This window comes from Paenarthrobacter sp. YJN-5, assembly GCF_015040095.1.
Classification (GTDB): domain Bacteria; phylum Actinomycetota; class Actinomycetes; order Actinomycetales; family Micrococcaceae; genus Arthrobacter; species Arthrobacter ureafaciens.
The window spans coordinates 2431466-2443021 of sequence record NZ_CP053544.1; the positions used below are offsets into that span (position 1 = coordinate 2431466).

The window sequence follows — 11556 nt, forward strand, 5'->3', positions numbered from 1 at the left end:
CCAATCTGCAGAGTCGACGTTCAGCAGTTTCACTTCCCCATACCTGCCAAGCACAGCATAGTTCAGCAGCTGTTCAACTGGCTGGACTTGCCGGCTTCATTGTGCGGGCTGAAACCTTAAGAATCCTACGTGCCAGCCACCCTCCGGCCAAACGTGCGCCCCGGCGTGATCAGCCCAGGAAGGCCCTGACGGCAGCAAGGTGGCTGCGCGACAGGCCCTGGCGGGGATCCGGTGAGATGCACAACACGCGGTCTTCCTGGTAGTCGGCCCAGGATTGTGCGTCCGCGTCGCGGCCCAGTTGATCGTCAAGCCACACGAACCGGTCCGAGCCCGAAGACGCGAGATCTTTCTGCAGGGCAGTGAGCTTCCACCATTCGGGACCTTCGTCCCAGCCTTGGCTGGACAGCACGGGCCAGTCCTGCCCCTTCAAACCTATGGCCGGACAGAGGAACTCCGGGGCAAGCCGCTCCCACGTGGTGAGCCACACGAAGCGCGCGGCAGGGTGGGCGGCCAGGTCGTTCAGGGCCTCCACGACTTCCGGTGCGAAGGCGACCTCCAGGATGCCGGCGTCCGCGATGCACCAGTCACCGCCCCAGTCGGTGGTGCCGACAGGGCTGAACGGGTTCACCACGCCGTCGACGTCCAAATAGATGGATACCGGCCTGACGGATGATGCCATCCGCGTTCTCCCTTCCCCAAAGGTTAAGGTCAGCCTACGGCACAGCCGGCAGGAGGACCGGCGCAAATCATTTCCTTGACGCTCGTCAACTCAGTGATATTCTAGATGCATGGAAAACCCCGCCGCGCAATCGGCCGCCCCTGCTTCCGAATCCCCCGGTTCACGGAACATACGTCCCATCGAGGACACCGTCCATACCGATTTCCGGCACGCCATGTCCTACGGCAGCTATCTGGACCTGGACCGGCTGCTCAGCTCCCAGCACCCGGTGAGCAAGCCCGAACACCATGACGAACTGCTGTTCATCATCCAGCACCAGACCAGCGAGCTGTGGCTCAAGCTGATTCTTCACGAACTCCTTGAAGCTCGCCGCTTGTTCGACCAGGACAACCTCGGAAAGGCCTTGAAGTGCATCGCCCGGGTCAAGGCGATCCAACGGACCATGACCGAACAATGGTCTGTACTGGGGACACTGACGCCCCGGGAATATGCGCAGTTCCGCGGTTTCCTGGGCAACTCCTCCGGTTTCCAGTCCTATCAATACCGCGGCGTGGAATTCCTGTTGGGCAACAAGAACCGCGGCATGCTGCGGGTTTTTGAAAGCGACCCCGAAGCCCACGCGCTGCTGAGTACGCTTTTGTCCGAGCCCACCCTCTACGACTCCTTCCTGGCTGTCCTTGCCCGCGCCGGCTACGACATCCCTGTCGACGTGCTGCACCGCGACACCTCGGAACCGTGGGTCTTCCACAAGGAACTGGTGCCGGTGTTCCAAAAGATCTATGAATCCGATGACACCCCCTGGGGTTTGTACGAAGCCTGCGAGGACCTGGTGGACGTGGAGGACAACTTCCAGGCGTGGCGATTCCGTCACCTCCGCACCGTGCAGCGGACCATCGGCTTCAAGGTGGGTACCGGTGGATCGTCGGGGGTCGACTTCCTCAAGCGTGCACTGGACCTGACGTTCTTCCCGGAGCTTTATGCCGTCCGGACGGAGATCGGCAGTTGAACCGTTCCTGACAGCGGCTCCATTTCCGGACGCCACAGCCTCCCTACGCGCAGCCCCCTACCCACCTCCGCAGGAGAACCCATGACCACCGCACACCAAACCCTTCGGCCCACCTCGGCGCAACTCGACGCCGCTGATCCGCTCGCCGCACAGCGGGCCGCTTTCTACACGCCCGACGACGGCCAGCTCACCGCGTACCTGGATGGAAACTCGCTGGGCAGGCCGCTGGACATCACAGTGGCCTCGCTGCAGTCGTTCGTCCAGGACGCGTGGGGCAGCCGGCTGATCCGCGGCTGGGACGAGCAGTGGATGGACGAACCAACGCGGGTCGGCGACCGCATCGGCGAGGTAACAATGGGTGCCGCCGCTGGGCAGGTAACTGTTGGGGACTCGACGTCGGTGATGCTGTACAAACTGATTCGCGCCGCTGTTGATTCACAGCCAGGCAGGGACGAAATCATCATTGACCGGGATAACTTTCCCACCGATCGTTTCATCATCGAAGGTATCGCCAAGGAACGCGGCGCCAGCATCAGGTGGATTGCCGGGAACCCGGCCGCGGGGGTTCGTCCGCACGACCTCGACGGGCTGCTGGGCGAGCGGACCGCCGTCGTGGTTCTGAGCCATGTGGCCTACCGCTCCGGGTTCCTTGCCGACGTCAAGGCGATCACGGCCAAGGTGCACGATGCCGGGGCCCTGATGCTGTGGGACCTGTGCCATTCGGTGGGTTCGGTGCCCATGGAACTGGACGCCTGGAACGTCGACCTCGCCGTGGGCTGCACGTACAAGTACCTCAACGGCGGTCCGGGTTCTCCTGCGTTCGCCTATGTGAACAGCGCCTGCCAAGATATCCTCCAACAACCGATCTGGGGGTGGATGGGGGCTGCCGATCCCTTCGGCATGACTGACGCCTACCAGCCTGCACAGGGCATCCGCCGCTTCATCACAGGTACTCCCCCGGTACTTGCCATGCAGCCCCTCAAGGACATGGTGGAGCTCATCGCCTCCGTGGGCATGGATGCTGTTCGGGAGAAGTCCCTTAAGCTCACCGAACATGCCATGAACCTCGCCGATGAAATGCTGGTGCCCCTGGGCGTTGCCATCGCCAGCCCCCGGGACCCTGCCGAGCGTGGTTCGCACGTCACGGTGGACCATCCACTCTTTGCGGACGTCACTGCGAAGCTCTGGGAACGCGGGGTAATCCCCGACTTCCGCCCGCCGCACGGCCTGCGGATCGGGCTCTCGCCGTTGAGCACCAGCTACGCGGAAGTGGAGCTTGGAATCACGGCAATCCGTGATGTCCTGCTGGAACTGCAGTGAGCGCTGTCCTTGACGATATGGACTCCCGCCCCGGGAGTACTACGTCACTGCTGCGGACCGTCGTCGGCTTGTACATGCGCGAGGCGGGCGGTTGGATGGCCACCAAGGACATCGTTGCCTTGATGGAAGCGTTGGGTACGTCGGGGACGGTCACCCGGACGGCCCTCGGGCGCCTCCGGAAAAAGGATGTCTTGGTTCCGGACACCCGCTCCGGCCTGGCGGGATTCACCCTCACTCCGGGTGCCGCGTCCATGCTGGCCCGGGGCGACAGGAGGATCTTCACGCCCCGGACCATGGCCCCGACCGATCCTTGGTGCCTGGTGTCCTTCTCGATACCCGAAACTGAACGGGACAAGCGCCATCAACTCCGCCGCAGGCTGTATTGGATAGGGTGCGGGACAGTTGCAGCGGGACTCTGGATTTGTCCGGACACGCTCCGCGGTGAAGTGGAAGAAATCCTGGCTGATCTTCAACTGCGCAGCATGGCCACGATCTTCGTGACGCAGCCTCCCTTGCCGGGAGGAGGGCTGAAAGAAACTGCCGCGAAGTGGTGGGACCTGGACGCACTGGCACAGTTGCACCGCGATTTCATCAGGGAGCATTCCTCCGCGGTCGACTCACCCAACGGCACGGCGGGCGCCGGGCCTTCGGCGGAGGCCTTCGCCACCTATGTCAGGAGCATCGACCGTTGGCGGATCATCCCGTACCTGGATCCCGGATTGCCCGCCTCTTTCCTGCCCGATGATTGGCCGGGGATCGATGCCGCCGGGCTGTTCTCCAAGATTGTGGAGCTCTACGCCGTGCCGAGTGCCGAATTCGTCGGTAACCTCGTGGGTGTCAGCGTTACGTGACCAGAGTCATGCCGCGTTGGCGGTGCACCAGCGCTGGTGCACCGCCCCAGCTCCCCGCCCCGCGGCCCGATCGGAAGGATTGCCCTTGCCTATCCCCCTGCAGCACCCCGCCCGGCAGTCCCCTTCCGCCAGCCTTGGGGTGATACTGTGAGCCCGGCAGTACTGGGCCTCCACATAGGTGGTTCCAGGACACACGCGCTACGGCACGAGCCCGGGCGCACGGGGCAGTCCCGGAATGAACCGGACACCCCGGAGATCACCGAAACCAGCGCCAACCTGTCCTCCGTGGGCCACCACGGCGTGGATGCGGTCCTTCGCCGGATAGCCGCGGCCGTCGGAAAGGATGTCCGGGCCGTCTGCGCCGGAGCAGCGGGAGCCGATACTCCAGCCAGCAGGGCCGTGCTGTCCGCCTTGCTCGCCGAGCACTTTCCCGGCGCCGTGATCGACGTCGTCCATGACACCCGCATCATCCTCGCAGCAGCAGGCCTCGACGCAGGGGCGGTCCTGGTGGCCGGTACGGGCTCGGTTGCCTGGGGCCGGAACCGGGAGGGAAGGGAAGCCCGCAGCGGCGGCTACGGCTACCTGTTGGGCGATGAGGGCGGGGGCTATTCGGTGGTCCGGGACGCAGTCCGCGAGGCATTGCGTGAGCATTACGCCGGGCTGGAACCAGGTCCCTTGGTACAGGCCGTGCTGACTGCAACACAGAGCGCGGACGCGCTCCAGTTGATGGACCACTTCTATGCCAAACCCGAACCGGACTACTGGGCGTCGATGGCGCCACTGGTTCTTGACCTGGCAGTATCCGGGGACCCCGCGGCCCTGCGTATCCAGGCCGAAGCGGCGCACTCGCTGGCCACCATGGCACGCCAGGTCCTCGGGGAACTTGGCTTGGACTTGCCGTTGGTGATGGCAGGTGGACTCCTGGTTAATCAGAGGCAACTGGCCGATGCAGTGGCACGCAAGCTCTCCCTGGACGATCCTTCCGCGGTACGGATCCTGGATCGCTCCCCTGTCCAGGGAGCAGTGACGCTGGCCGAAGGTCTACTGGGTACTTAGTGCCGGTATCCGGAGTAATCTGGATGCATGCCTTTCACTAGCGGTGGTCGGTAGCAATGGCGCGGGCAAAGCAGCGGTGGCTGCCCGCCTTGCTGATTCCGCTTGCCCTCCTTGCTGCGGTGTTGGTGGGCACGGTGCAAGCCGGCGCAACTCCCACCCTGCCGCCCAAGTCAGCGGAGGAAATCGTGGCCATGATCGCCCGGACCGAGGTCCGCGCGTTCTCGGGCACGGTGTCGCAGAGTTCCAAGCTGGGACTTCCGGACCTGAACGTAGGCGTACCCGGCGGAGGCCAGGGAGAGCCTTCCCTTTTCGAATTCCTCACGGGTTCGCACGAGGCCCGCATCTACGTGGCCGGTCCCTCCAAAGCGCGGCTGCAAGTCTTGGACCGGATGGCTGAGCGCGACGTGGTGGTCAACGGCACGGAGGCCTGGTTCTACCGCTCGGCGGACAACAGCGCCGTTCACACCACGCTGCCCGCACGTCCGGAGGCCGCCACCAGCCCCGCAGCGCCTGACGACACCGCACGGAACCTCCCCAGCCCCGAAGCACTCGCGGACAGGTTCCTCGAAGCCATGGACGACCACACGGAAGTGAGCGTTGGCGAACCTGCAACCGTAGCTGGCCGGGGCGCATACACCCTGATGCTCGTGCCCCGGAGCACGGACACCCTGGTGGATAGGATCGCCATCAACGTCGATTCCGAAACGGGCTTCCCCCTGGGCGTCACAGTCCGGGCGAAAGGGCAGGCAGATCCTGCCTTCAGCGCCAGCTTCTCAAGCTTTGATCCGGGCGTTCCGGACCCTGCGTTGTTCACGTTCACTCCCCCGCCCGGTGCCACCGTAAAGGAGGCCGCCGTGACGGAAAAGGAAGCACCAACGTGGGCACCTCGTCCGAAGCCGTCCGAAAGTTCGGGCCCGGCAGGGCCACGCCACCCAAGCAAAGAAGTCTCCGGCCAGGGCTGGGACTCGGTGGTGGTACTGCCAGCAGGTTCGGCCCCACAAGGCCTCGTGACCAATCCGCAGCTTGCCCAGGCCCTGCAGCCGGTTGCCGGGGGACGTGCCCTGACTACCTCCCTTGTGAGCGTGTTGATCCTCGACGACGGCCGCGTGTTCGCCGGAATGGTTCCCTTGGAACGCCTCCAGGACGTTGCCGGTGCGCGCGGGACTGCTGCCGGCTGAGGACGGCTCCATGGCGGAGCCCGGGGGCGGCAACAGCACAGCCCTGGCCATTCAGACCAGAGGATTGGTGAAGCGGTTCGGACAACGAGCCGCCGTGGCCGGCACCGATCTGGCCGTTCCCCGCGGTTCCGTGTTTGGCTTTCTTGGCCCGAATGGTTCGGGAAAGACCACCACCATCCGCATGCTGTTGGGCCTGGTGTCACCCGACCAAGGCAGCATCACCGTGTTGGGCCAGGACATGCCGCGGGGGCTTGCCAACGTACTCCCCGACGTTGGGGCGTTGGTGGAAGGGCCGGGCTTCTACCCTTTCCTGTCCGGAGAGGCGAATCTGCTGCGCTTGGATACTGCCGACCGGCATGCCGAAGCGGCAACCCGGAAGGGGCGGGTGGCCGCGGCACTCGAACGGGTTGGCCTGGAACATGCAGCCCGGAAGAAGGTCCGGGCCTATTCGCTGGGCATGAAGCAGCGGTTGGGCCTGGCGAACGCGCTGCTGCGGGACCGGTCACTGCTGGTCCTCGACGAACCCACCAACGGTTTGGATCCGCAAGGAACCCGGGAGGTCCGGCATCTGGTGAGCTCCCTCGCGGCCGACGGGACCACGGTCTTTGTCTCCAGCCATCTCTTGTCCGAGGTGGAACAGATGTGCACCCACGTGGGCATCATGAGCGCCGGCCGGCTGGTTGCCCAAGGGCCGCTGGAGCAGTTGCGCTCTGCCGGACAGTCCCGGGTCACGGTAAAGACGCCCGACGTCGATCAAGCCGTCAGTGTCCTGGCGCGCCTTGGCCTGGTGCCCGGCACGCCGTCGGCAGGAACGGCGATGGCCACCGGGATGGACGGCGTTGCCCCTGAGGCGATTTCGGCTGCCCTGGTCCGGGACGGCGTCAGGGTGCGCGGTTTCTCGGTGGAAAACGCGAGCCTCGAGGAACAGTATGTTGCGCTTACGGGCGCGGGGTTCGATGTCGTCGGCTGAAACCCGGAGGCAGCCCGACGGCGGTTCAGTTGCCTCGGGCGGTGCGGGGCTGGCCCTCCTGGGTTCAGAGCTGTCCGTGTTGTTCCGGAGGGTGCGGACGTGGGCCATGCTCCTGGCCCTGGCAGCTGTGCCGATCCTGATTGCCGTCGCCGTGAAGCTTTCCAGCAGGGACATGCCGCCCGGACGGGGTCCGCTCTTCCTTGACCGCGTCAGCCAGAACGGACTGTTCGTTGCCTTTACCGCCTTGGTGGTGTGCGTTCCCCTCTTTCTCCCCCTCACGGTAGGTGTCGTAGCGGGAGACACCATCGCCGGAGAAGCCAACCTTGGGACGTTGCGGTATCTCCTGATCGCGCCGGCAGGGCGCGTCCGGCTACTGCTGGTGAAGTACACCGGCGCCGTTGCCTTTTGCTGCGCAGCGACGTTGATCGTGGCCGCGTCAGGTGCCCTGGCCGGCGTCGTACTTTTTCCGGTGGGTCCGGTGACCCTACTGTCGGGTGACACTATTGGTGTGGGCGAGGCCGCGGTGCGCACGCTCCTCATTGCCGCCTACATTGCGGTTTCCCTGCTGGGGCTGTCCGCGATCGGCCTCCTGGTGTCGACTTTCACGGATGTCCCGGTTGGCGCGATGGCCGCCACGGTTGTTCTGGCGGTGGTTTCGCAGGTACTGGACAACCTCCCGCAGCTCGACTGGCTGCATCCGTGGTTGTTCAGCCACCACTGGCTTGGCTTCGCCGATCTGCTGCGGCAACCCATGTCCTGGAACTCCTTTGGGGAGAACGCGCTTCTCCAGGCAGGGTACGTGGCGGTCTGCGGTGCCCTGACGTACGCGAAATTCTCCAATAAGGACGTTCTGTCTTAGCTTTGACGTAGGCTCGTCCCATGGCCAGATTCTTTGACGTCCACCCAGTTGACCCACAGCCGCGCGCCATCAGCCAGGTTGTGAACATGGTCCAAAACGGCGGTCTCATCGCCTACCCCACTGATTCCTGCTATGCCTTGGGAGCCCAGATAGGAAACCGGGAGGCGCTGGACCGGATCCGCACCATCCGGCACCTTGATGACAAACACCACTTCACCCTGGTCTGCAAGGACTTTGCGCAAATGGGACAGTTCGTCATGTTGGACAATGACGTCTTCCGGAGCATCAAGGCCGTCACCCCCGGGAGCTATACGTTCATCCTTCCGGCTACCCGGGAAGTTCCCAAGCGCCTCCTGCATCCCAAGAAGAAGACGGTAGGGGTGCGAATTCCGGACCATAAGGTGGTTCAGGCCATCCTCGCTGAGCTCGGGGAGCCGCTGCTGTCCAGCACGCTTCTCCTGCCCGACCAGGAAGAACCACTGACCCAGGGATGGGAAATCAAGGAGCGCCTGGACAACGAGGTGGATGCAGTCATCGATTCCGGCGATACGGGGTCGGAACCGACCACCGTCATCGACTTCTCCAGCGGTTTCGCCGAGGTTGTCCGCCGCGGAACCGGCGATCCGTCGCGTTTCGAATAGCCCCCGGGTTATCCAAAGCGGAACCGGCAGCCCGCGTTGAGCACCACTTGGGCGAGGCTGGTGATCTCCAAAGCTACGGCCGACGGTGCTTCCGCCAAAGGCGCCGGCGGATACGCCACGGCGATAGTGATCTGCCTGTTGGCGTCAGCGCTGCTCAGCGACATCACTCCGTACCCAGGCACATCGCCCGCATGGCCGTAGTAATTTCCGTTGGTGCAGGGATCCTGCCACTGGTCCAGGCCTAGTCCGTACTCTGCCAGGACGCTCCCTTTCATCAGGATAAGGCTGGAGGGTGCCACGAGCTTGCCGCCGAGGAGGCCTGAGTAGAAAGCGTTGATGTCCCCCACCGTGCCAAACAACTGCGCACCGCGGGACCCCAGCGCTCCGGTCTCCATCACATCAACGGTTTTCCCATTGAGCTGTACGTAGCCGTGCACCACCCCGGGCGGTATGGGTTCAGGACCGTAGACAGCCACCGCGCGAAGGCCGAGCGGATCGAGGATGTCCCGGGCCAGGACCTCGGAGTACCCAGTGCCCCGCAAAACCTCCACAACCCGGCGCAGCAGCAAGTCCGTACGCCCGCTGTCCGGGTCCGCGAGCAACCCGCGGATGGTCGCGGCCGCACCGCCAGGAGGGATGTCCGCAGGCGCGAGATAAGCGGAGGCCGGGGCGTCCAGAACCAGGATCCCTTCCTCAGCGAGCTTCAGCACGGAAACCGCGAGCATGCTGCGGGACACCCCACCCATCACCATGGGATCATCGGGCCCGGCCAGTGTGCCGGTTGCAGTGTTCCTCAAGCCCGCCGCGTGCTTCCAGACCTGGGCACCGGACCTCGCCTCCACGATGACAGCCGGGGCGCCGAGCGCGATCATCTCACGGCTGAAAAGTTCAATGCTGGACTGCAACTCACGGAAAGCCGCCGATGCTGTCATTGCGTCAGTAGGTACTGCCGGCGACCAGGACGCCTCAGGAGGGTCCGACGTCGGACCTGACCGGGTAGGCGACGGTCCAGTTGCAGTAGTTGCCGGCGAGGGGACGTCAGGCGGCGGCTGATCCGGCCAACCGGTGCAGGCGGTCAGCAGGCCGAGTCCAAGAAGTGCAGCCGAAAGACGCGCCCCCACGCAGCGGCGGGGGCCAGGCCGTGCCGCAACTACCGCTGGAGTCAGCCCCCATCTCACTGTCCGACCCCGCCTACTCCTCCGGCTTGCGGGCCCGGCTGGGTTGCACGCGCATCGGCTCCCCCGGCATCTTGGGAAATTCCGGGGGGAACGGCATTTCGCCCTGGCCGTTCTTGACGTCACGCTCCCACCACTGCAGCAGGACATCGATGTTCCCGGGGGCATCGTGCATGGTGGCCCACGGGTCCCCTGACTTTTCCAGCCGTTCCGGGACAGTCCGGATGGTGTACTTCGCTGGGTCGGCATCCTCCAGTTCATCCCACGTCAGGGGGCAGGAAACCTGTGCCTGGGGAACCGCCCGCGGGCTGTAAGCCCCGGCAATGGTGCGGTCCCGGTTCGCTTGATTGAAGTCCACGAAGATCCGGGTTCCGCGCTCTTCCTTCCACCACGCCGTAGTGACCTTGTCCGGCATCCGGCGCTCCAGCTCGCGTCCGGCGGCAATCACGGCATGGCGGACTTCGAGGAACTCGTGCTTGGGCTCAATAGGTGCGTACACGTGGAGGCCGCGGTTGCCGGACGTTTTGATAAAGGCGGTCAGTCCTGCCTCGTCAAGGACCTTGCGCAGTTCCTGCGCCGCCGGGATCGCATCGGCAAAGTCCGTGCCGGGCTGGGGGTCCAAATCAATGCGGAGTTGATTGGGGTTGTCCGGGTTATCTGCTTTGGAGGCCCACGGGTGGAAGACGACGGTGTTCATCTGGGCTGCCCACACGGCAGTTGCAGGCTCGTCGATGACCAGTTGCGGATGCGACCGTCCGCTGGGATAGGTCACCATCACCGACCTGACGTAGTCCGGGGCACCCTTGGGCGGGTTCTTGGAAAAGAACATGTCGCCTTCGATGGTTCCGGAATACCGTTGGAGGCTGACGGGACGGTTGCCGTTGGCGGCCACGAAGGCCTCCCCCACTGCCACCAGGTAGTTCGCAAGATCAAGTTTGGTGAGACCCGCTTCCGGCCACAGCACGCGGTTCGGGCTTGAAATCCGCACCTCCCGGGGGCCATCGGGACCGGGCACTGTGATGGTGGTGGATTCGCTCGCCATGCCCACAAGCTACCGTGTCCGGGCCGTGCGCGTCTGCAGCTCGAAGGCATTTCGCGCAATGCGCCCGAATATGGCCACGCGTCCTTCATGATGGATGCATGCCCCTAACGCCCCGCGCAGTGTCCATCCACGTCGGCGACGCCGAAGTCTCCGGCCTTTCGATCCGCCCCTCCAAGCCCCTCGCCACGATGGTGGTGGCCCATGGAGCGGGTGCCGGGATGGAGCATCCGTTCCTGCAGGGTTTCTCGGAGGCAATGGCCGATGAAGGCGTGGCGACCCTCCGGTTCAACTTTCCCTATCGCGAAGCCGGCAGGCGGTTCCCGGACCGGCCACCGCTGGCCATCGCTGCGTGGACCGCGGCGATGGAGGCAGCAGCCGGACTGTCCGAGGGCGAGCCGCTGTGGGCGGCCGGAAAGTCCTTTGGGGGCCGGATGGCGTCCATGGCCGTCGCGGAGGGCATGAAAACGCGCGGTCTGGTGTATCTCGGCTATCCCCTGCACGCCCCCGGGAAGCCCGACAAGTTGCGCGATGAGCACCTGTACGGCATCGCTGTTCCCATGCTCTTCCTTCAAGGCACCCGGGATACCTTTGCAACGCCCGGGCTGTTGGAGTCGGTAGTAGAACGCATTGGACCGACGGCGACGCTCCAGTGGTGTGAGGGCGGGGACCACTCTTTCGCGGTCAAGGGTGCCAAACGGAGCGCGGCGGAGATCGGGGCTTCCTTGGCACCCGCCGTTGCACAGTTTGAGCGGAACAATCCCTGAGCGGCTGGCGGCAGT

General features: G+C 64.7%; 12 protein-coding genes. 9 read left to right on the plus strand and 3 right to left on the minus strand.

The annotated features are described in order from the left end of the window. Positions 1-169: 169 nt before the first annotated feature. On the minus strand, positions 170-679 hold the full coding sequence (locus tag HMI59_RS11545; protein WP_021470379.1) for an HAD domain-containing protein: 510 nt from the start codon (positions 677-679) through the stop codon (positions 170-172). A gap of 109 nt (positions 680-788) precedes the next feature. Here HMI59_RS11545 and kynA point away from each other — a divergent pair, with 109 nt between their 5' ends. The 8 genes from kynA (at position 789) to HMI59_RS11585 (ending at position 8560) form a co-directional block, all read left to right on the plus strand. After that, positions 789-1685, plus strand: coding sequence for a tryptophan 2,3-dioxygenase (gene kynA, locus HMI59_RS11550; RefSeq protein WP_166184225.1), 897 nt, complete (start codon positions 789-791; stop codon positions 1683-1685). A gap of 81 nt (positions 1686-1766) precedes the next feature. Continuing rightward, positions 1767-3005: a kynureninase gene (locus HMI59_RS11555; RefSeq protein ID WP_166184224.1), complete on the plus strand. Its 1239-nt coding sequence runs from the start codon at positions 1767-1769 to the stop codon at positions 3003-3005. After that, positions 3002-3856 carry a PaaX family transcriptional regulator C-terminal domain-containing protein gene (locus HMI59_RS11560; RefSeq protein ID WP_193591383.1) on the plus strand — a complete coding sequence of 285 codons (855 nt, stop codon included), beginning with the start codon at positions 3002-3004 and terminating at the stop codon, positions 3854-3856. Before HMI59_RS11555 ends, HMI59_RS11560 begins: the two co-directional genes overlap by 4 nt. A gap of 147 nt (positions 3857-4003) precedes the next feature. Continuing rightward, on the plus strand, positions 4004-4912 hold the full coding sequence (locus HMI59_RS11565; RefSeq protein ID WP_193591384.1) for an N-acetylglucosamine kinase: 909 nt from the start codon (positions 4004-4006) through the stop codon (positions 4910-4912). A 56-nt stretch (positions 4913-4968) separates the two neighbouring features. After that, positions 4969-6090 (plus strand): DUF2092 domain-containing protein, encoded by a 1122-nt coding sequence (locus HMI59_RS11570; protein WP_193591385.1) that lies wholly within the window; start codon positions 4969-4971, stop codon positions 6088-6090. Between the two features lie 10 nt (positions 6091-6100). Then, on the plus strand, positions 6101-7060 hold the full coding sequence (locus HMI59_RS11575) for an ABC transporter ATP-binding protein (protein ID WP_166184216.1): 960 nt from the start codon (positions 6101-6103) through the stop codon (positions 7058-7060). Next, positions 7047-7919 carry an ABC transporter permease gene (locus tag HMI59_RS11580; RefSeq protein WP_193591386.1) on the plus strand — a complete coding sequence of 291 codons (873 nt, stop codon included), beginning with the start codon at positions 7047-7049 and terminating at the stop codon, positions 7917-7919. The genes HMI59_RS11575 and HMI59_RS11580 overlap by 14 nt, the downstream gene beginning before the upstream one ends. 20 nt (positions 7920-7939) lie before the next feature. After that, positions 7940-8560: an L-threonylcarbamoyladenylate synthase gene (locus tag HMI59_RS11585; RefSeq protein ID WP_166184212.1), complete on the plus strand. Its 621-nt coding sequence runs from the start codon at positions 7940-7942 to the stop codon at positions 8558-8560. An 8-nt stretch (positions 8561-8568) separates the two neighbouring features. Here HMI59_RS11585 and HMI59_RS11590 read toward each other — a convergent pair whose 3' ends face one another. Together HMI59_RS11590 and ligD are read right to left on the minus strand one after the other, a co-directional pair. Beyond that, a complete protein-coding gene (locus HMI59_RS11590) occupies positions 8569-9492 on the minus strand; it encodes a serine hydrolase (RefSeq protein WP_193591387.1) in 924 nt (307 codons plus the stop codon). Between the two features lie 259 nt (positions 9493-9751). Further along, positions 9752-10777, minus strand: coding sequence for a non-homologous end-joining DNA ligase (gene ligD / locus HMI59_RS11595; RefSeq protein ID WP_193591388.1), 1026 nt, complete (start codon positions 10775-10777; stop codon positions 9752-9754). Between the two features lie 98 nt (positions 10778-10875). On the opposite strand from ligD, the gene HMI59_RS11600 reads away from it, so the two are divergent. Then, positions 10876-11541: an alpha/beta family hydrolase gene (locus HMI59_RS11600; RefSeq protein ID WP_193591389.1), complete on the plus strand. Its 666-nt coding sequence runs from the start codon at positions 10876-10878 to the stop codon at positions 11539-11541. The last annotated feature ends 15 nt before the right edge of the window (positions 11542-11556 follow it).

Bases quoted from the DNA above. Each gene is read 5' to 3' on its own strand.
- HMI59_RS11590 (WP_193591387.1), bottom strand. From the start codon at position 9,492: ATGACAGCATCGGCGGCTTTCCGTGAGTTGCAGTCCAGCATTGAACTT.
- HMI59_RS11570 (WP_193591385.1), top strand. From the start codon at position 4,969: ATGGCGCGGGCAAAGCAGCGGTGGCTGCCCGCCTTGCTGATTCCGCTT.
- kynA (WP_166184225.1), top strand. From the start codon at position 789: ATGGAAAACCCCGCCGCGCAATCGGCCGCCCCTGCTTCCGAATCCCCC.
- HMI59_RS11545 (WP_021470379.1), bottom strand. From the start codon at position 679: ATGGCATCATCCGTCAGGCCGGTATCCATCTATTTGGACGTCGACGGC.
- HMI59_RS11585 (WP_166184212.1), top strand. From the start codon at position 7,940: ATGGCCAGATTCTTTGACGTCCACCCAGTTGACCCACAGCCGCGCGCC.
- HMI59_RS11580 (WP_193591386.1), top strand. From the start codon at position 7,047: ATGTCGTCGGCTGAAACCCGGAGGCAGCCCGACGGCGGTTCAGTTGCC.
- HMI59_RS11575 (WP_166184216.1), top strand. From the start codon at position 6,101: ATGGCGGAGCCCGGGGGCGGCAACAGCACAGCCCTGGCCATTCAGACC.
- HMI59_RS11555 (WP_166184224.1), top strand. From the start codon at position 1,767: ATGACCACCGCACACCAAACCCTTCGGCCCACCTCGGCGCAACTCGAC.
- HMI59_RS11600 (WP_193591389.1), top strand. From the start codon at position 10,876: ATGCCCCTAACGCCCCGCGCAGTGTCCATCCACGTCGGCGACGCCGAA.
- ligD (WP_193591388.1), bottom strand. From the start codon at position 10,777: ATGGCGAGCGAATCCACCACCATCACAGTGCCCGGTCCCGATGGCCCC.